Source organism: Metabacillus rhizolycopersici, from assembly GCF_020075705.1.
Genome location: NZ_JAIQUM010000047.1, coordinates 24527 through 43696 on the forward strand (window position 1 = coordinate 24527; position 19170 = coordinate 43696).

A 19170-nucleotide genomic window follows, 5' to 3' on the forward strand; every position below is an offset into this window, starting at 1 on the left:
GCAAAGAAGATAAGTGAGAGATAACTGCCCGTAAAGATCCGACGAACGATTGACGTCCAAGTCAGGCGAAGCCACAGGATGTGGCGTTCCTGAGCGTGATAAGTCTCGCTAACCATCAGTGGGGGATGAAGCCCCCACTGATGGAAGTCTCACTTTATGGTTGAACAACTGTCCGTCTTTCGATTCGTTTTTGATAATTGGTTCCGACCAATAAGCGTTGTACATAAATCCCTGGTGTATGAATCTCATTTGGATCCAACTCACCTGGTTCAACAAGTTCTTCTACTTCTGCAATGGTAATTTTCCCGGCCATTGCAGCCAATGGATTAAAGTTACGAGCTGTTTTCCGGTATACAAGATTTCCAAGCTTATCAGCTTTCCAGGCCTTTACAAGTGCAAAGTCACAAACAATGCCTTCTTCAAGTAAATATGTTTTTCCGTTAAATTCTTTCGTTTCTTTGCCCTCAGCGATTGGCGTCCCAACACCTGTCGCAGTATAAAAACCTGGAATACCTGCTCCGCCCGCTCTCATGCGTTCAGCAAGCGTACCTTGTGGCGTCAATTCAACTTCTAGTTCGCCACTTAAATATTGCTGTTCGAAGATTTTGTTTTCCCCAACGTACGAGGCAACCATTTTTTTAATTTGTTTATTTGCAAGGAGAAGACCAAGACCCCAATCATCCACTCCACAGTTATTACTATAAACCGTTAAATCCTTTGTTCCTTGTTCCCGAAGTGCCTGTATCGCCATTTCCGGAATTCCGGATAGACCGAAGCCACCCACAACAATTGATGCTCCGTCTCGAATGTCTGAAACTGCTTCTGAAAATGAACTTATGATTTTCCCCATAAAAATACCTCCCCTATTTATCCTTATATGTAAGAGTTTACATTTTGCTATTCTATAAGTAAAATACATATAGAGAATAAACTTTATTCTTATATTGAATAAATATAGGAGGATTGTGATGGAACTACGTGATATAAAATCATTCATCGGTGTTGCAGATCACAAAAGCTTTACAAAAGCAGCAGAGCATTCTTATTTGTCACAGCCGTCGTTAAGTAAAGCTGTTAAAAAGCTTGAAGATGAGCTACATGTTGAACTGTTCGATCGCTCGACCCGTTACCTACGCTTAACAGATGCTGGGCAAATTGTATATACACAAGGGAAAAAAACACTTGCGGCATTAACAGAGCTAACGACTTTGCTGGACGAGCTTACTGATGGCGAAGCCGGTGAGATAAAGATGGGGGTTCCACCACTCATCGGGACTCTTTTCTTTCCAAAGATTGCCCGATTATTTCACGAACAATATCCGAATGTAACACTTGAGCTGATTGAAATGGGTGCAAAAATCATCGAACAGCTTGTCAAAGAAGGTCAGATTGACGTCGGCCTAATTGTCCTACCAGTAGACGAAACTGCATTCAACATTTATCCCTTCATCACAGACGATTTTGTCCTATACGTTCACCAAGACCACCCACTTGCTAGAAAAAACGCTGTTTCTTTATCTGAATTGAAAGACGAGAAATTCATAGTGTTCTCAGAGCATTTTTCACTGCATGACCATATTATTAATGCGTGCAAAGAAGCGGGATTTACCCCCTCTATTTCATATGAAAGTTCCCAATGGGATTTAATTCTAGAGCTCGTTGCTTCTAAACTCGGTATTGCCTTGCTACCAAATTCTATTTTTGAAAAACAAAACAATCCATCAATAAAGACAATCCCGCTTCAAGCACCCTCACTTCTCTGGAAATTAGGCGTCATTACCAAAAAGGAATCCTATCATTCATTCGCACTTAGAAGATTACTAGAAATTATCAAAAAAGACCTTAATTAATCTATTTCTAGTTCCCGTTATGAAAGCTTATTTGTTTATTTGAAGTAGGTGTTTTTCAAAATGTCTATGGTACGCCAAAATCCCGCTAAAACATTAAGTTTAGCGGGATTTTAATTCGTTATAAAGTGAGACTTCCATCAGTGGGAGTTTTCTGCATCCCCCACTGATGGTTAGCGAGACTTATCGGATCTTTACGGGCAGTTATCTCTCACTTATCTTCTTTGCTTCTCTCGAATCTTGAAGTCGGAGTTTTACTGCCCGTTAAGGTGGGATAAACGCTTATTTTATTGTAGATAATCCATTGGATTCACAGAGCTTGATGGTCCGCTCCATGGACCTTTATGAACTTCAAAATGTAAATGCTGGCCAGTCGAGCGACCAGTAGTACCCATAATCCCAATTTGTTGGCCTTTAGACACTGATTGACCTGCACTTACATGAAGAACTTCCATATGTGCATAAAGGGTTGTATATACTTGTCCGCCAATGTTGTGTGTAATGTAAACAACATTTCCATAGCTACTAGAATGTTCCGCACGGATTACTGTTCCACTTGCTGCCGCAACAATTGGAACATCTGCACTATTGGCAATGTCTATACCAGCATGTAATTTCTTTCCACCTGTAATAGGATGAATTCGATTACCATAGCCAGAAGTAAACGTACCTGATGCTGGCCACATAAAGCTACCGCTTGTAACGGCTGGTTTTTGTGATGAAGATGATGAACTACTTGAGCTTGAACTTGAACTTGAGCTTGAGCTTGAGCTTGAACTTGAACTTGAACTTGAGCTTGAGCTTGAGCTTGAACTTGAACTTGAACTTGAGCTATTACTAGCATTTGAGCTTGAGCTAGAAGTAACTTTTGCTTGTGCCTGTGCTTGCTTCTTAGCTTCAGCTTGCCTTTTCGCTTCTTCTTCTGCTACTCGAGCCGCTGCTTCTGCTGCTTCTTTTTGTCTTTGTTGCTCTAACTCTATTGCCTTTTTCTGCTCAGCTAAAAAGGCTGCTTCATCTTCTAATGCATGCATTTCATGAATAGCTTCGCCGTGTTGAACCTGTACGTTCTTCATAAGTTCTTGCTTTTGTTTAGCTTGAGTAGCTAATTGTCCTTTTAGTGTTTCTAATTCTTTCAATGATGTTTCTAGCTGCTTTAACTCACTATTTAGATCTGCTTCTGCTTGCTCTAGCAGTTTTTTATCCTCTTCGTGTGCTTTAAGAAGCTCACGGTCTGCTTCAACAATCGTCGTAACAGCACTTACCCTTGCGACAAGATTACTAAAGCTTTGAGCACCTAGGAGCACATCTAAATAGCTAACCGTACCGCCGCTCTCTTGAAGAGCACGAGCGCGTTCTTCGAGTAATTTATTACGTTCAGCGATTCTAGCTTTCACTTCTTCAATTTCGGCTTTTAACTTTTCGATTTCTTTCTTCGTTTCTTCAATTTCCGCTTCTTTTTCTCTTATCTTGCCATTGGTTTCAGCAACTTGGAAATCCAATTTTTTAATCTCTTCATCTAACTTTGCTTCCTCTTGTTCAAGCTTTGTGATTTCACCTTCCTTTTCATTTAGGTTTGATGAAACATCTGATTGTTGACTTTCGATCTTTTGCTTTTTCTCATCTAACGTTTCAGCGAAAGCATGATTGTTTTTTGGGAGTAACAAGCCACTTGTCCCCAAAACAGCCACCAAGCTTAGCGTTACTATCTTACTTTTCATCGTGTTTCCTCCTCTAAGTTATGTAAAAAGGCTAGTAAACTAGCAATCGAAATGACTGCTAGTTTACACTTTTAAGAATTTACGTACAGACATCAAACTTCCCCAGACACCGATTAATGCACCGATAATTAAAAGGATGCTTGATATTTGAAAGACAAATGGGTTATACGGTAGGAACTCAATGAATGAGCCTTGAATCTTTGGTAATGCCCACGAGTATAACGTGTTATATATCGTAATCAGGAGTGCAATTGGTACGATTGAGCCAAGCACACCTAAAAATAATCCTTCTAAGAAAAACGGCCAACGAATAAAACTATTTGTCGCCCCTACTAGTTTCATAATCTCGATTTCACGTCTACGTGCAAAAATCGTAATTTTAATGGTATTTGAAATTAAGAACATCGCAGTAAAAATCAAACCGATAATTAAACCGATACCGATGTTTCGAGCAATTGAGATAGCTTCAAAAAGCTTTTCGACTTCTTCTTTTCCATATTTTACTTTCGATGCATTTTCAAACTTTTCTATTTTCATTGCGACCTGTTCCGTCGTTTGTGGATCCTTCGCTTTGACGATAAATACATCGTTTAATGGGTTATTTTGTTCAAATAATTGAAAGGCTTGTCCTTCTTCACCTAAACTATTAACTAAATCTTCTAGTTCCTTTTCTTTAGCAGAATAAACGACAGTATCTACCTGTTCAATGCTTTCTATCTCACTTTTAAGCTTTGTTTGTGCCTCTTCATTTGCTGTTACATCTATAAGAACACGAATTTCAACATCATTCTCAAGATTTGATGCCACATTATTTAAGTTCATCATAATCATTAAAAACGTACCAACTAAAATTAATGTGACAGTTACTGCACTGACAGATGCGAACGTCATCCATGTATTTCTTGCTAAACTTTTTAAACTTTCACGAAAATGCCGACCAAGAGTATTAATCATATATACCGTACTCCCCTATTGCTTCGTCACGCACAATTTTTCCATCTTCAATTGCGATGACTCGTTTTTTCAACGTGTTTACGATTTCCTTGTTATGTGTTGCCATAACAATTGTTGTTCCACGATTATTAATCTGCTCAAATAGGTTCATAATTTCCCATGATGTATCAGGGTCAAGGTTACCAGTTGGTTCATCAGCGATCATGACGGCTGGATTATTTATAATGGAACGTGCAATAGAAACACGTTGCTGCTCTCCACCAGATAATTCATCCGGGAAGAATCGTGCTTTATGTTTGAGCTGAACTAAATCTAATAGGTCTAGTACTCTCTTTTTTATATTCTTTGGGTTTTCACCAATTACTTCTAATGCAAATGCTACATTTTCGAAAACTGTTAGCTTCGGTAATAATTTAAAATCTTGGAACACAACACCAATGCTACGTCTAAGCATTGGAACTTTCGATTCTTTAAGCTTTGATAAATCGACACCATTAATGATAATTTTCCCGCTTGAAGGTTTTTCCTCACGGTACATCATTTTTATAAATGTTGACTTACCAGCACCACTCGGGCCAACAACATAAACAAATTCACCTTGATTTATCATTATATCGATCCCATTTATGGCTAAAACGCCATTTGGGTATGTTTTATATACTTCTGACATTTCAATCATAAAAAAACCACCTAATAGTTGTTTTTTGGGGAGCTCGTCGGTTATTGTCACAATTTGTCGACTTTGCAGACATAGTTACTCCTTGTCTTATAAACTACAAAACTTATTATAACATCAATTTTCGCCAAAAATAGACTAAATTTATATTACAGTTTCATTTCAGAGTCATTACCGTCGATAAGCGCGTAGTTTAGAGCTTTTCTCTCATATCCTTGGCATATTGTAACAATATCGTAAAGATTCTTGAAACGCTTTATTTACCATTTTTAGAATAAAAGCGCAAGCTCCTTGATCAGCCTAAGGCAAGTATAAGACGCTTTTGCTTTTGAATCGAATAGGCGTACTTTACCTTATGACTTTAGATCCAAGAGGGGCCGGACGCTTGCGCTGGATGTTGTGCGCTTATCCACAGTACAAGAATTTTATAAAGTGAGACTTCCATCAGTGGGGGTTTTCTGCATCCCCCACTGATGGTTAGCGAGACTTATCATGCTCAGGAACGCCACATCCTGTGGCTTCGCCTGACTTGGACGTCAATCCTTCGTCGGATCTTTACGGGCAGTTATCTTCCACTTATCTTCTTTGCTTCTCTCGAATCTTGAAGTCGGAGTTTTACTGCCCGTTAAGGTGGGATAAATTCCTGGCAATAAAAAAGGATAACCTTTAATAAAAGGCCACCCTTATTCTTATACTATTTATTTCGGTATTAAAACGTCTATTTTTTCTCAGCTAGCCACTGGGCTACAGCTTCTGCTTTCGCATCATCTAATAGTCCGCTAGGCATACCACCCTGCCCATTAATAATGATATCTTTAATTTCATCTTTGCTGTATTTTGCACCAACTTCAGTTAGAGGTGGCGCTGATCCGCCACCTAGATTTTGTCCATGGCAGCCAATACAGCTTTGTTGAGTGATTGTCTCTGCGTCAGCGATAGTCGTTTCACCAGTCGCTTCTTCTTCTTCTCCACTACTACAGGCTCCAAGAATGATGGATGTTCCTAGCAATAATGCAGATAGCTTTAGTTTCATCGTAGCATCCTCCTCATCATGACGAATTGTAAAATTTTTCTTGAATAATCAACGTTTATTATACCCTAACTACACTCGATTGAAACCCTCTCCAAGAACCTCTGAAGCATCCGTTACTGTAACAAAGGCATGTGGGTCAATACTTCTAACAAGTTGTTTCAACTTTGTGAATTCAGTTTGATCGACAACACACATTAAAATCGGTCGCTCATTGTTCGTAAAACCACCATGTGCTGTCAACCTTGTCACACCACGATCAATTTCATGAAGAATCGCATCCTGGATTTCCTGCTGCTTACTTGTAATGATCATCACCATTTTTGAACGTCCCCAGCCAATTTGGACAATATCAATTGTTTTACTTGTCACATATAGAGCGATTAGGGCATAAAGACCACTCTCGATATCAAACACAATTGCAGCTGATAAAACAATGAGTCCATCGATTAACGCGACACATGTACCAAGCGTAAGTCCTGAATACTTATGGATAATTTGTGCTGCAAGATCTGTCCCACCTGTTGAAGCCTTTCCCCTAAACACAATACCTATGCCTAAGCCGATCGCAATTCCACCGAATAAGGAACCTAATAGTGGATCGAGAGTTGCCGGTTCCCAGTTTCTCGTGAGGTATACCACAAATGGAACAAAAATCGTTCCAATTAATGTTTTAATGCCAAATTGTCTCCCCAACAAAAGAATCCCTACGATAAATAATGGAATGTTAAACGCCCATTGGACATATGCTGGCTCAAAGCCAAAGGTTGCCTCAAAAATTGTACTAATCCCACTAACCCCACCTGATGCAACACGATTAGGCAGTAAAAATAAATTAAAGCCAATTGCTACGAAAGCTGAGCCAATGACCACGTATATGTACTCCAGTAATTTTTCTAACTTTGGATTGTAGGAATTATTTTTTTTACGTAAATTCATGGGAATAAACCTCCTGATGCTATAAGTGCACATTTGCTTGTTAACCTATTTTTGCCAAGATTTTAGTATAGCACTCGTTATATGATCTGAGAATAACAGCTAAATAACGTGTTAACGAGGTAAAGAAGTTACGTGTTGCATGTATTTGTTGTTAGTGTTCTCAAGTTGGATGAAAAAGTTACAGGTTGGCTTCATGGAGAGAGCTGATTATGGAGATTTCCTTGATAGTAGATGATAATCTATCTACTTTGATTGAAAATCTATCAACTTTTTGGATTTATCTATCATTCAGCAAATTTCGACATTCACTCCTGAGGTTAATCTTCCAAGAACAAAAGCCCAAGCGCCTTGATCAGCCTCGGGCAAATAAGCCAATCAGGAATAGAAGATGTTTTTTACCTTCAATTCCTGATTGGCTTAGACCCAAGAGGCAGTCAAGAACGCGACGTCCTGTCGCATTGACTGCACTTGCACGTCCTGTGCTTCGGGGCTGGATGTTGTGCGCTTATCCACAGTACAAGAATTTTATAAAGCGAGACTTCCATCAGTGGGGGTTTTCTTCATCCCCCACTGATGGTTAGTGAGACTTATCGGATCTTTACGGGCAGTTATCTCCCACTTATCTTCTTTGCTTCTCTCGAATCTCGAAGTCGGAGTTTTACTGCCCGTTAAGGTGGGATAAATTCCTAAACAATAAAAAAGCAACCCGGTTTGCACTTCGCAATCCGGGTTGCTCCCTTTTAGGATAATTTAGAGCGTAAGAACGCATTGATAAATGGATCTAATTCTCCGTCCATGACAGAGTGCACGTTACCGATTTCTGTGTTTGTGCGGTGATCTTTTACCATTGAATATGGGTGGAATACATAGGAACGAATTTGACTTCCCCAGCCAATGTCCTTTTGCTCACCACGAATTTCAGCTAGTTCAGCTTCTTGCTCTTCAATTCTTTTTTGATAGAGCTTCGCTTTAAGCATTTTCATCGCATGTTCACGGTTCTTAATTTGTGAACGCTCTGTTTGACATGTAACAACGACATTTGTTGGAAGGTGGGTAATCCGAACAGCAGAGTCAGTCGTATTAATATGCTGTCCACCCGCTCCACTTGCGCGGTACGTATCAATTTTCAAATCTTCCGTACGAATGTCAATTTCAATTTCTTCATTAAATTCTGGCATTACTTCACATGATACGAATGATGTATGGCGTCGCCCTGATGAGTCGAATGGCGAGATACGAACTAAGCGATGGACACCTTTTTCCGCTTTTAAATAGCCATATGCATTATGTCCTTTAATAAGAAGCGTGACACTTTTGATTCCAGCTTCATCACCTGGTAAATAATCAAGTGTTTCAACTTTAAAGCCGCGTTTCTCCGCCCAGCGTGTATACATACGAAGCAGCATCGATCCCCAATCTTGTGACTCAGTTCCGCCAGCACCTGGGTGGAGTTCAAGAATGGCATTATTTTTATCATGTTGTTCACTTAGTAATAGTTGGAGTTCAAAGTCATTTAACTTACCTACTAAATCCCCGATTTCTGTTTCGAGTTCAGCTTGTAAATCCTCATCTGCTTCTTCCTTCACTAACTCATACGTTAGTTGCAGATTCTCATAGGACTCATTTAAATCATGGAACTGATCAACCATTTCTTTTAACGCGTTTGTTTCATTAATGACAGCTTGTGCAGCATTTTGGTTATCCCAAAAATCAGGTGCAGTCATTTGACCTTCAAGCTGTTGTATACGAGCTTCTTTGATATCTAAGTCAAAGAGACCCCCTAAAGTCCGCTAAACGTTTTGCGGTATTTTCAAGCTCATGACGAATTTCTACTAATTCCATTGCAGTCACCTCGGGTTTAATTTGAATTGTTTTTAGATATTTTGTTGCTAATAAATAAAGGAAATCTGATGTGAAAGTTGAAGCGATCACCTTACGTCCTCATATTTTTTTCATATGCAACAATAATATGCGAAACAAGAGAGAGGTGTCTATCACCTCTCTCATTTAAAAGTAATTTCTATATTATATACTGTTATCGCCAATGAAAGCTATTTATTGTCCACAACAGTTTTTATATTTTTTACCGCTGCCACAATAACATGAATCATTTCGGCCAATTTCAACGACTTTACGCGTTGGTTTTTTCTTTACCTTTTCATCGCCTTCTTTTTGATGAACAGCTGTTTGGCCTTTTGCAACCTCTTGACGTTCAAGGTTGTTGCGAATTTGCGATTTCATGATGTATTTCGCAACATCCTCTTCTATTGAAGCAATCATTTCTTCAAACATTGCAAAGCCTTCCATCTGGTATTCGCGTAACGGATCGTTTTGACCGTATGCTCGTAAATGAATACCTTGACGAAGCTGATCCATTGCATCGATGTGATCCATCCACTTTGTATCAACGGCACGAAGAAGAATAACTTTTTCAAACTCACGCATTTGTTCTTCACCGAAGTCTTCTTCTTTTTGATCGTAAAGAGCGATTGCTTTCGTGTAAATCAGCTCAGTTATTTCTTCAGGATCCTTACCGAGAAGATCATTTTTTGCAAGCTCACCCTCTTGAAGGGTATTCGCATTCAAATAATCGATGAGAGCATCTAAATTCCAGTCTTCTTCTTCATTTTGCGTATACATACTGACGACACGTTCAATCGTAGACTGCAGCATTTTCTCGACAATCTCACGCAGATTATCAGAATCAAGAACTTCAAAGCGTTGTTTATAAATAACTTCACGTTGCTGACGTAAAACATCATCGTATTGAAGCAGCTGTTTACGCGCATCAAAGTTATTTCCTTCTACACGTTTCTGCGCTGATTCGACTGCACGAGAGACAATTTTACTTTGAATTGGCTGTGTATCGTCCATCCCCATCCGGTCCATCATATTCATCATATTATCAGAACCGAAACGGCGCATTAATTCATCTTCCATAGAAAGATAGAATTGAGTTGCACCAGGGTCGCCTTGACGTCCAGCACGTCCACGAAGCTGATTGTCAATACGACGTGATTCATGGCGTTCTGTACCAATAACAGCTAGTCCGCCTGCTTCACGAACACCTTCTCCAAGCTTGATATCTGTACCACGACCAGCCATGTTTGTTGCAATCGTAACCGCACCACGTTGACCTGCATTTTCGATAATCTCTGCTTCCTTCTCATGGTTTTTCGCGTTTAACACATGATGTGGTACTCCTTTTTTCTTAAGAAGTTGAGAAATTAATTCAGATGTTTCAACGGCAACTGTACCTACTAGCACAGGCTGACCAAGATCATAACGTTGGGAAACATCTTCGACAACAGCACGGAATTTCCCCTCCATTGAACGGTACACTAAATCGGGTTTATCATCACGCGCAATCGTCCGATTCGTTGGAATCGCCACAACCTGCATATTGTAGATATTACGGAACTCTTCTTCTTCTGTTTTCGCTGTACCAGTCATACCAGAAAGCTTTTTATACATACGGAAGTAGTTTTGGAATGTAATTGTCGCTAGTGTCATGCTTTCATTTTGGATTTCTAAGCCTTCCTTCGCTTCAATCGCTTGATGAAGACCATCGCTATAGCGACGTCCCTTCATTAGTCGTCCTGTAAATGAATCAACAATGACAACTTGCTCTTCCTCAACAACATAATCAACATCGCGCTGCATCACGAATTGGGCTTTTAACGCTTGGTTGATATGATGATTTAACGCGACATGTGAAATATCAAACAGATTTTCAATTCCAAAGGCTTTCTCAGCTTTTGTCATGCCTTCCTCTGTAAGCTGAACCGCTTTTGTTTTCACATCATACGTAAAATCTTCATCCTGCTTTAATTGACGAACAAATCCATTCGCTTGGATATAAAGCTTTGTTGATTTAGCTGCTTGCCCCGAAATGATAAGTGGTGTTCTTGCTTCATCGACTAAAATCGAGTCGACTTCATCGATAACCGCAAAATTAAGCGGACGTTGCACCATTTGTTCACGGTAAAGAACCATGTTATCACGTAAATAATCAAAGCCAAGCTCATTGTTTGTTGAATATGTAACATCCGCTGCATATGCTTCACGCTTTTCATCTTTGTTCAATGAATTTAAGTTAAGACCAACTGTTATACCAAGGAATTCGAACAATTGCCCCATTTCAGTTGCGTCACGGCTTGATAAGTATTCATTGACTGTCACAATATGAACACCTTCACCTGAAAGTGCGTTTAAATAAACAGGCATCGTTGAAGTTAATGTTTTCCCTTCACCTGTTTTCATCTCTGATATATTACCTTCGTGTAGGGAAATACCACCCATTAACTGAACCTTATATGGATGTAAACCTAACACACGCTTTGCTGCTTCACGCACGACAGCAAATGCATCTATTAAAAGATCATCAAGTGTTTCACCTTTTGCTAAACGACTTTTAAACTCCTCTGTTTTCGCCTTAAGCTCCTCATCAGATAAGCCAATCATTTTGCCTTCTAACGCCATAATCGAATTAGCCATCTTTTCATAACGACTTAACGAACGTTTGTTAGGGTCAAACACCTTATTTAAAATTCCAAGCATTCATAACGCTCCTCTTTGTATAGAGTGAAATCTTCATTTTCATTTGTTAATGGAATAAAAGTTAAACCATCCTTTATTTTAGCACTATTTTTTTTAAGGGACAACTGGCAGGAAGATGGACTGTCTTAGCGAAAAGGGCTAATTGTAAAATTGATAACGTTTTGTAAAGGGGGATGGTAGGAGAGAATCTCCCTCCTAATAAGCAGACATAAACTTTTCAACTTCCTCTAACGTCGGCATACCTGCTTGTGCGCCAAGCTTTGTTACAGATAAAGCACCGACAGCATTGGCGAATTGGCATGCCTCTTGTAGGGACATCCCCTTACTTAGAGAGACTGCTAATGCTCCATTGAATGAGTCACCAGCGCCTGTTGAATCAACAGCTTCGACAGGATAGCTCGGGATAAGTTGTTCTTCGGTTTGATAGAGTTTGACTCCTTTTGATCCTTGAGTTACGATACATTTTTCTTTGATTTGACTCAGTTCTGCAGCTGACAGCTCACTGTTCGATAGCAGCATTTCCTGTTCGTGTTCATTTGGTGTCATGTAATCTACTTGTAAGACGAGGTCTTTCGGTAGGTTTTGAATTGGAGCAGGGTTTAGGATGACAGGCACGTTATGCTTTTGGGCAAGCTCAGTTGCTTCTAGCACACTGCTTAATGGAATCTCAAGCTGTAACAACACGATATCACTTTTCGCAATTAGATGTTCATGATGTTTTACAACTTCAGGTGTAACAAAATTATTGGCACCAGGTACAACAATGATACTGTTATCTCCTTCTGATAGTGTGATTGCCGCTATACCAGTAGACGTATCAGAAATCGTCTTTATATAATCCGTACTCACTTCCTGTTGTGCTAGATGTCTTTTTAGCTCACCTCCAAAGGTGTCGTCCCCTACACAACCAATGAGAGTTACCTCTGCCCCTAATCTTGCGGCTGCAACAGCTTGATTTGCCCCTTTTCCACCGGGAATCGTGAAGTAGGATTCTCCGATGACTGTTTCACCAACTTTCGGAACCGTACTTGTCTTCGTAACAAGATCCATGTTAATACTGCCTATTACTGTTATTCTTGGTTTTTTCATCATTTTCACCTTTCTAAAACACACTAACAGCGCCCAATTAGGATTAGGCGCTGTTTATTTTTCATCTTCTATCTAATTCTTACAGTAATCAAAGACTTCGATAAAAAGTCCAATCTGTTCTATTATAACCTTCAGTGACATGAATAAACACTAATGAATATTCCTTTTAAACGTGGGGCTCAATTAAGCCATATTTTCCATCTTTTCGTTTATACACGACATTCGTTTTATTTGATTTAGAATCCGTAAATACAAAGAAACTATGACCAAGCATATCCATTTGCAAAATAGCTTCTTCACTGTCCATTGGCTTTAAATTAAAGCGCTTTGTACGGACAAGCTCTTGTGGATCCTCATCTTCAATAGGTGCATCTTCTTCAGGTAGTTGATTACTAAACACAAATTTTGGTGCACCGTGCTCACGAAGCTTACGATTAACTTTCGTTTTATGCTTACGAATTTGTCGTTCTAATTTATTGACTACAAGATCTATTGCTGCATACATATCTTGATGATGCTCTTCAGCACGCAACACAAGATCTGTCATTGGAATTGTTACTTCAATTTTTGACTCTTGATCACTATAAAATTTCAAATTTACATTTACATTTGCATCAAGTGAATCTTCAAAGTATCGCTCAAGCTTACCAATTTTCTTTTCTGCATATTCCCTTATTGCTGGAGTTATTTCAATATTTTCCCCTCTGACGTTATATCTCATGGTTGAATTCCTCCTTTTTGATAAAGCTATATATACTAATTCTATATTCCCTGCTTGTCTCCTGCTTAAACGTAAATTTAGTGTGAAGAATTTGTGAATTTTGTTTTATTTATGTTAAGAAAAGCGTAAGCGCCTTGTTCAGCCTCGGGCAAATAAGACGATCAGGAATAGAAGGTGTTTTTTACCTTCAATTCCTGATTGGCTTAGACCCAAGAGGCAGTCAAGAACGCGACGTCCTGTCGCATTGACTGCACTTACACGTCCTGTGCTTCGGGGCTAGGACGCTTGCGCTAGACACCAAAACAAAGTACAAAACATATAAATTCATATAAATTCTGATAATAAAATGAAAAACTCGCCATGAATGACGAGTTTTAAAATGTGATTTTCACCGGAACCCTCTCAAGCTAAATCGCGTTCGCTTGTAAAAACCCATTGTGCTTCATCTATTTTCGTTTATCATAAAACATCCCGTCTGACGTAGAGAGATTTTGGTATGGATTTACGTATTGTTGGTTTGATGATTTTGTTTTTTTCAATTGAATCATGTCTTTTTGAATATGTTGCTTGATCTCAGCAAACCTTTTCGTAATACTCTCATTCCAAAGAACAATTTGTTGAAATCGTTCCCTTTCATTAGCCGTAAACGGGGGATCGACATCTGTTATGAGCTGCTCTCGCTTATCTAACAACGATGTAATCTTTTGAATACATGCATCTCTTTCTTCCTTTTCAACCGGCTTTGACACCAAGTGGAAAAGTTGTTCCGTAATTGCGTATACTTGATCAAAGGCAGACACTACGCTTGTCCACCTTGACCATGCTGCTGTTGGCGATTGATTTGAATAACCTGTCTCCATGTATCACGAAATTCAACGACAAGTCCTTCAACTTCCGTTAAAATTGTTCGATCATTTTTCACGTTTGCCTCTGTAAGACGGTGATTCATATATTCGTACAGCACGGACATATTTTTCGAGATTTCGAGATCCATATTTAACGTAAGCATGAGCTCCCTAATAATTTTCTGAGCCTTTTGGATATTTGTATTTTTGGTTTCGATCTGTTTATTTTCCATCGCGAGACTTGCTTGTTTAATAAATTTCAGACAGCCATTATACAGCATTAACGTAACTTCACCTGGTGATGCGGTTGTCACTGCGTTTTGCTGATAGGCTGCGTATGGATTATTTAGTGCCATAGTTGACATTCCTTTCTATGTTTACGCGAATGATTGCATAAGGTAAGACATTTGAGAATTTGATTGTTGGATGGCTTTTTCCATTGCTGTGAATTGTCGCCAGTAGCGATCTTCGATTTTAGTTAAACGGTCTTCGAAGCGATCGATTTGAGTATTAATGTTGGTTAAATTTCTACCAATCATATATTGCTGATTGGTGAAAGTAGCCTTTCCTGCTTTTTGCTCAATATTTTTGATTGTACCACTAATCGTATCACGAACACGCCTAGCAATTCCTTTTTCCTCTGTCGTTGTTCCACTTGCATTAAATAACTGAAAGACTGCATGTGGATCTTTCTCAACAGCTTCTCTTAACTTTGCTTCGTCTATGATTAACTTTCCTTTTTCTAAATAGTTACTGGATGTTTTTATTCCAATTTGGGTAAGCTGGCTGTAGTCAGAGTTTACAGCTGTACCAGAAACAGGACTATAAAAATCATTACGCATTTTTGATAACCCGCTAGACAAAATGGAATCATTTTTGATAAGACCACTCTTAGCTCGCTCTTCCCATTGTTCCACTTGCTTTTCTGTCATACTTTCCTGCTCTTCAGTTGATAATGGCTGGTAACTACGATAGCGTTCCTCCGTAAGCTTTCCATTTATCTTCTCAAGCATTTCATTATACTTATTAACAAATTGGACGATTTTATCAACCATGTTATCTGTATCATTTGATAGAGCTATCGTTGCTTCAGAATTTTCTTTATGAAGTGTGTATGTGACATTGTCAATGGTAAATGTATTTATCGTACGAGACGTTGATAGGCCATTGATGGAAAATTTAGCATTCTGCCCTTTTGAACCTTCTGCCCCAACATTTAGTTCATTCTCTGCTAAAGCATCTTCGAATCCTAAAGAGCGAAATACACTAGCAGTAACTTCGTCGTTTAGTTTAATCGAAGCATTTTCACCTGTATCCTTTTTAGTCATAACAACTTTTCCCGTTTCTGAATCACGAAAAGCTGATATACCAAGCTCTGTTTTTTTCGAAAGTTTTGAGAGGACGTCATCAACCGTATCAGTTGCTTCTATTACAAGTTCGATATTATCTGTTGTTGTCCCGTCACCATTAGTGACCATTAAATTAAGAGTGCTTTGTGCGCCACTCATGAAGGTTGTTTCCTTTGTAGAAATCCATGTTGCTGATTTAGCTGTTTGGGTCACACTGATTTTTGTATTGATATTTGCCGCAGATGAATTCGCTGTTGCTGTAACAGCACTTGTATCAGAGCTTGTTACTTTCTTCTTTATAAGATTACTTTGAAGCGTCATATTGTCAAAAATAAATTTATCAAAGTCCTGTAATAATTTATTCATCTCGCGATAATCATCACGTTGCCACTCAAGAAGTTGCTTGTTCTGTGTTAATTTATTAAGTGGTAAGCGTTCAGCCTTCATTAATTCAAATACGATGCTATCCGTATCCATCCCACTAGCTAGTCCACCAATTCTCAATCCTGCCATTCATTGAGGCCCCCTAACTTTTTTTATCAACGAATAATCCAACAAATTCGGTCATGTCAGCATATAGATCTAGCCACTTTTTAGAAAGGTTCTCTCTGACTACTTCATTTGTGATGTTATCAACTACCGTGACATAATATTCGTTTAGTTTTTCGTGAAGTTCGAATTTAATATGTCTATTTGCCGGTTTCAATCCTTCGTTCATTTCATCAATCGCACGCATTATTTGTTCTTTTGATAGAGTGGATTGCTTCTCTTGAATAGGTTGTTGTCTATTTGTATGTGTAGGTTCTGTTAGTTCTTTATGGCTAGTAATTTTAGTCGTTTCTATGTTGTGAAGTGCTGTCTGTGAAGATAGTAGATCTATCGAGATCGGAGTCACTCCTCTAAATTTATCTACTATTTATATCGGTTACTCTTTGTAAAAGTTTAAGGAAAGGACAAATAAAACGGTGAGAACTTTTATTGTTGAAATGAGGGATTTTGTAAAGATTTAAATTGGATATGACATGGTTACAAGATCATGCACGTGTATTCCTGATCCATAGAAAAACTCCTTATCATTAGTCATTTGGACAAGGCTTCCAAAGCTAATGATAAGGAGCTTCTTTTTAACAAAACGATGGATTTTTTAATTCCCGCTAGGAACCATTATATCCAACAATGGTGCATGGTGCTGAGCTGCGTGCATATCTGTTTCCCCGATACTCCCTTGGGCTCTAGGTCTTGGAATCGTTGCTTTGACCGCGTTGGCTGCATCGAAATAAACGAATGTTATAACCTCTTCTACGGGAAGATTGTATAATTCGGCAATCCGTTCTTTTGTAATGGCGTCTGATGCTTTTACTGCCTCATAGTCTTCCACACTCTTAAAAATGATATCCATTGTTATTTCAAAAGGACCTGCATTTTTACTACGAATAATTTTGGCAATTTCTTTTAATGCTACCAATTTCGTTGCTTCTTTTACCGCTACCATTTGTGCCATTATGATACCTCCACATATTTAATTGGGAAAAGATCTGTAGGGTTTTCAACCTCTACTAAATGATACACATTAAATTTACAAACTTCTCCGAGTGGTATTTCTAATGGTGTAAACGGAAGCGCAATATTTCCAGCTGTCGCCATTCTTCCTTCATAAGGGCAGTGCAGCATTTCTGTACGAGCCCTGCTGCAAATCGATGTCGCCATCTCTTGTGTTGCTGCAGCTACTTCTAAGATGATACAAAGCTCATGTGGAGTAGCATCTTTTAACGGTTCTAACTCGCGCATGACCCCATTTTTACCGAACTGATGAAAAATCATTTGATAGCTTTCTACTGGAATATCTGAGAAATAGTCTTGAACTGTTTGCTCTACATGGGCAATAACATGATCTATTTGTTCAATAAGAATTGGATCCCTTACACCAGCTATGTAAATCGATCTGTAGCCTACACGTTTTGCTCCCTCCATTTTCACTGTGTAAGTTGGAGCTGGGATGAATCTACTTCCAGATACTTTGACACTACGGTCTGTCAATTGTTCAAACTTCGTTTCAGATAAGTCTAACGATCCACCTGGACCAGGAAGAATGTAAGGATGAGATTTTTCATAAAGTGTGTGAGCTGATACTGAATAAACCGTACACTTTTCCACTGGATTTAGTGGTTCAAGCACAAAATGGTCCCTTCTCAGAATACCTAATATGCTCTTTCCAGCTGGCTCTGCACAAATTGCTCCACATTCCATTACTTTTCCCATATGCCAACATAATCCTGGATCGAATCCTTCTTTTATGCCAAGTGCAGCGAAAGGTACAGGATCGTAAGCGCGGCCAGATATGATAATATCGACATCTTCGTGTTCCTCTAATACTTTTAAGTAAGGCTCTACACCCATTTGAGCAACGATGTTTGTCGAAGCAAGTACTTCTTCTTGTGTAAGAGGCTCTACTGGTCCACAAGGAATGACTTTGCCATCTTCAATTTGTTGTAAAGCATAATCCTTTTCGACATCACTGTAGATGGCGGCAAGTTTAAAGTGATATCCCTTTTCCCCTGATATATCCTTAATAATGTCGATAAAAGCATCAACATGATCGTTCGTACCGTCCCCTCCAGCCGAACTAATAAATATAGGAATTTTCTTTTCATGGCCTGCTTCAAGCATAAAGGAAATGTCTTTGTAATAAGCTTCTCGAGAACACGTCATGGAGCCTAAACCAAGCTTATGTGGTCCGCTGTCCGTTGAGCCTGAGTCAATTACAATCACATCAGGGTTCATTTCTAACCCCTTTTTAAACAAATCAATAGGAAAACCGTAGCCAAGCATACCTGCTGGTGTTAAAATTTTAATTTCCTCTTTCATTTTCTAAACCCCTCTTTTGACCATGATATGTTACTAGTTATCCCTCATTTTTGATCAATGCAATGATGTTATAAGACAATGTAAAGTAAAACTCGCTTAATCTATCACTTTCACTTACCTTTCATTCCTTTTCAGCCTCATCTCCCCTAGGTTTTAAATCTATCAAAATGAAAAACCTACTTTATGACCTTACTCTAATAACAAAATGTAAATATTAATAGTTTATGAACTTTAATTTAATTAAAAATAATATGCTAAATTTTGTATATAAAAACCTGTAACTTTTAAAAAACACAAGACAATCTGACAAAAGGTGTTCTTTCATTTTATTGGATTAGGTTGTGGTCTTGAGGAGTCAGGTGCTGGGGCTGGATGTCGTGCGCTTATCCACAGGACAAGAATTTTGGTGATTACAGAGATTTCCTTGATAGTAGCTGATAATCTATCGACTTTAGAGTTAGTCTTAAAAGTGGACACGTCGAAATGAGAATAAAGATATAATATAGATAATTTAATTAAAGGACGTGTTCAAATGGGGAAGCACCATACTCGAGAGTATAAAGAATATGTATCAAAA

18 protein-coding genes are annotated in these 19170 nt (G+C 38.8%); 1 reads left to right on the forward strand and 17 read right to left on the reverse strand.

Annotated features, from left to right (window positions below):
- Positions 1-154: 154 nt before the first annotated feature.
- Positions 155-850, reverse strand: coding sequence for a CoA transferase subunit A (locus K9V48_RS18230; protein ID WP_263432880.1), 696 nt, complete (start codon positions 848-850; stop codon positions 155-157).
- Between the two features lie 118 nt (positions 851-968).
- On the opposite strand from K9V48_RS18230, the gene K9V48_RS18235 reads away from it, so the two are divergent.
- On the forward strand, positions 969-1850 hold the full coding sequence (locus K9V48_RS18235; protein ID WP_224140596.1) for a LysR family transcriptional regulator: 882 nt from the start codon (positions 969-971) through the stop codon (positions 1848-1850).
- A gap of 284 nt (positions 1851-2134) precedes the next feature.
- Here K9V48_RS18235 and K9V48_RS18240 read toward each other — a convergent pair whose 3' ends face one another.
- From K9V48_RS18240 to K9V48_RS18315, 16 genes are all read right to left on the reverse strand, one after another.
- Positions 2135-3565 (reverse strand): murein hydrolase activator EnvC family protein, encoded by a 1431-nt coding sequence (locus K9V48_RS18240; protein WP_224140598.1) that lies wholly within the window; start codon positions 3563-3565, stop codon positions 2135-2137.
- A 63-nt stretch (positions 3566-3628) separates the two neighbouring features.
- A complete protein-coding gene (gene ftsX / locus K9V48_RS18245) occupies positions 3629-4519 on the reverse strand; it encodes a permease-like cell division protein FtsX (protein ID WP_224140599.1) in 891 nt (296 codons plus the stop codon).
- Positions 4512-5198, reverse strand: a complete 687-nt coding sequence (ftsE, locus tag K9V48_RS18250) for a cell division ATP-binding protein FtsE (protein WP_224140601.1) — start codon at positions 5196-5198, stop codon at positions 4512-4514. Before ftsE ends, ftsX begins: the two co-directional genes overlap by 8 nt.
- A 715-nt stretch (positions 5199-5913) precedes the next feature.
- Entirely contained in the window at positions 5914-6228 is a 315-nt protein-coding gene (gene cccB, locus K9V48_RS18255) for a cytochrome c551 (protein ID WP_224140603.1), read from the reverse strand.
- A gap of 69 nt (positions 6229-6297) precedes the next feature.
- Positions 6298-7164, reverse strand: coding sequence for a YitT family protein (locus K9V48_RS18260; protein ID WP_224140604.1), 867 nt, complete (start codon positions 7162-7164; stop codon positions 6298-6300).
- A 740-nt stretch (positions 7165-7904) separates the two neighbouring features.
- Positions 7905-9006, reverse strand: a protein-coding gene (prfB, locus tag K9V48_RS18265) for a peptide chain release factor 2 (protein ID WP_224140615.1) whose coding sequence is annotated in 2 segments (ribosomal slippage) — positions 7905-8933 and positions 8935-9006 — 1101 coding nt in all. Because the reading frame shifts where the segments join, the coding sequence is not laid out codon by codon here.
- On the reverse strand, positions 8932-9096 hold the full coding sequence (locus K9V48_RS18270; RefSeq protein WP_224140616.1) for a hypothetical protein: 165 nt from the start codon (positions 9094-9096) through the stop codon (positions 8932-8934). Before K9V48_RS18270 ends, prfB begins: the two co-directional genes overlap by 75 nt.
- A 123-nt stretch (positions 9097-9219) precedes the next feature.
- On the reverse strand, positions 9220-11724 hold the full coding sequence (gene secA, locus K9V48_RS18275) for a preprotein translocase subunit SecA (protein WP_224140605.1): 2505 nt from the start codon (positions 11722-11724) through the stop codon (positions 9220-9222).
- Positions 11725-11919: 195 nt separating this feature from the next.
- Positions 11920-12813 (reverse strand): ribokinase, encoded by an 894-nt coding sequence (gene rbsK, locus K9V48_RS18280; protein WP_224140606.1) that lies wholly within the window; start codon positions 12811-12813, stop codon positions 11920-11922.
- A 166-nt stretch (positions 12814-12979) separates the two neighbouring features.
- Positions 12980-13534 (reverse strand): ribosome hibernation-promoting factor, HPF/YfiA family, encoded by a 555-nt coding sequence (gene hpf, locus K9V48_RS18285; RefSeq protein WP_224140607.1) that lies wholly within the window; start codon positions 13532-13534, stop codon positions 12980-12982.
- A 446-nt stretch (positions 13535-13980) separates the two neighbouring features.
- A complete protein-coding gene (gene fliT, locus K9V48_RS18290; protein ID WP_224140608.1) occupies positions 13981-14334 on the reverse strand; it encodes a flagellar protein FliT in 354 nt (117 codons plus the stop codon).
- Complete coding sequence (fliS, locus tag K9V48_RS18295) at positions 14334-14735, reverse strand: flagellar export chaperone FliS (RefSeq protein ID WP_224140609.1); 402 nt, start codon at positions 14733-14735, stop codon at positions 14334-14336. The genes fliT and fliS overlap by 1 nt, the downstream gene beginning before the upstream one ends.
- Positions 14736-14756: 21 nt before the next feature.
- Entirely contained in the window at positions 14757-16241 is a 1485-nt protein-coding gene (locus K9V48_RS18300; protein WP_224140610.1) for a flagellar hook-associated protein 2, read from the reverse strand.
- Positions 16242-16254: 13 nt separating this feature from the next.
- Entirely contained in the window at positions 16255-16623 is a 369-nt protein-coding gene (gene flaG, locus K9V48_RS18305) for a flagellar protein FlaG (RefSeq protein ID WP_224140611.1), read from the reverse strand.
- Positions 16624-16872: 249 nt separating this feature from the next.
- Positions 16873-17229 carry a DUF4387 domain-containing protein gene (locus K9V48_RS18310; RefSeq protein ID WP_224140612.1) on the reverse strand — a complete coding sequence of 119 codons (357 nt, stop codon included), beginning with the start codon at positions 17227-17229 and terminating at the stop codon, positions 16873-16875.
- Positions 17229-18593: an acyclic terpene utilization AtuA family protein gene (locus K9V48_RS18315; protein ID WP_224140613.1), complete on the reverse strand. Its 1365-nt coding sequence runs from the start codon at positions 18591-18593 to the stop codon at positions 17229-17231. Before K9V48_RS18315 ends, K9V48_RS18310 begins: the two co-directional genes overlap by 1 nt.
- Positions 18594-19170 lie beyond the last annotated feature (577 nt).

Excerpts from the sequence above, each read along its gene's own strand:
- K9V48_RS18230 (WP_263432880.1), bottom strand. The coding sequence starts at position 850 with ATGGGGAAAATCATAAGTTCATTTTCAGAAGCAGTTTCAGACATTCGA.
- K9V48_RS18235 (WP_224140596.1), top strand. The coding sequence starts at position 969 with ATGGAACTACGTGATATAAAATCATTCATCGGTGTTGCAGATCACAAA.
- K9V48_RS18240 (WP_224140598.1), bottom strand. The coding sequence starts at position 3,565 with ATGAAAAGTAAGATAGTAACGCTAAGCTTGGTGGCTGTTTTGGGGACA.
- ftsX (WP_224140599.1), bottom strand. The coding sequence starts at position 4,519 with ATGATTAATACTCTTGGTCGGCATTTTCGTGAAAGTTTAAAAAGTTTA.
- ftsE (WP_224140601.1), bottom strand. The coding sequence starts at position 5,198 with ATGATTGAAATGTCAGAAGTATATAAAACATACCCAAATGGCGTTTTA.
- cccB (WP_224140603.1), bottom strand. The coding sequence starts at position 6,228 with ATGAAACTAAAGCTATCTGCATTATTGCTAGGAACATCCATCATTCTT.
- K9V48_RS18260 (WP_224140604.1), bottom strand. The coding sequence starts at position 7,164 with ATGAATTTACGTAAAAAAAATAATTCCTACAATCCAAAGTTAGAAAAA.
- secA (WP_224140605.1), bottom strand. The coding sequence starts at position 11,724 with ATGCTTGGAATTTTAAATAAGGTGTTTGACCCTAACAAACGTTCGTTA.
- rbsK (WP_224140606.1), bottom strand. The coding sequence starts at position 12,813 with ATGAAAAAACCAAGAATAACAGTAATAGGCAGTATTAACATGGATCTT.
- hpf (WP_224140607.1), bottom strand. The coding sequence starts at position 13,534 with ATGAGATATAACGTCAGAGGGGAAAATATTGAAATAACTCCAGCAATA.
- fliS (WP_224140609.1), bottom strand. The coding sequence starts at position 14,735 with ATGGCACTAAATAATCCATACGCAGCCTATCAGCAAAACGCAGTGACA.
- K9V48_RS18300 (WP_224140610.1), bottom strand. The coding sequence starts at position 16,241 with ATGGCAGGATTGAGAATTGGTGGACTAGCTAGTGGGATGGATACGGAT.
- K9V48_RS18310 (WP_224140612.1), bottom strand. The coding sequence starts at position 17,229 with ATGGCACAAATGGTAGCGGTAAAAGAAGCAACGAAATTGGTAGCATTA.
- K9V48_RS18315 (WP_224140613.1), bottom strand. The coding sequence starts at position 18,593 with ATGAAAGAGGAAATTAAAATTTTAACACCAGCAGGTATGCTTGGCTAC.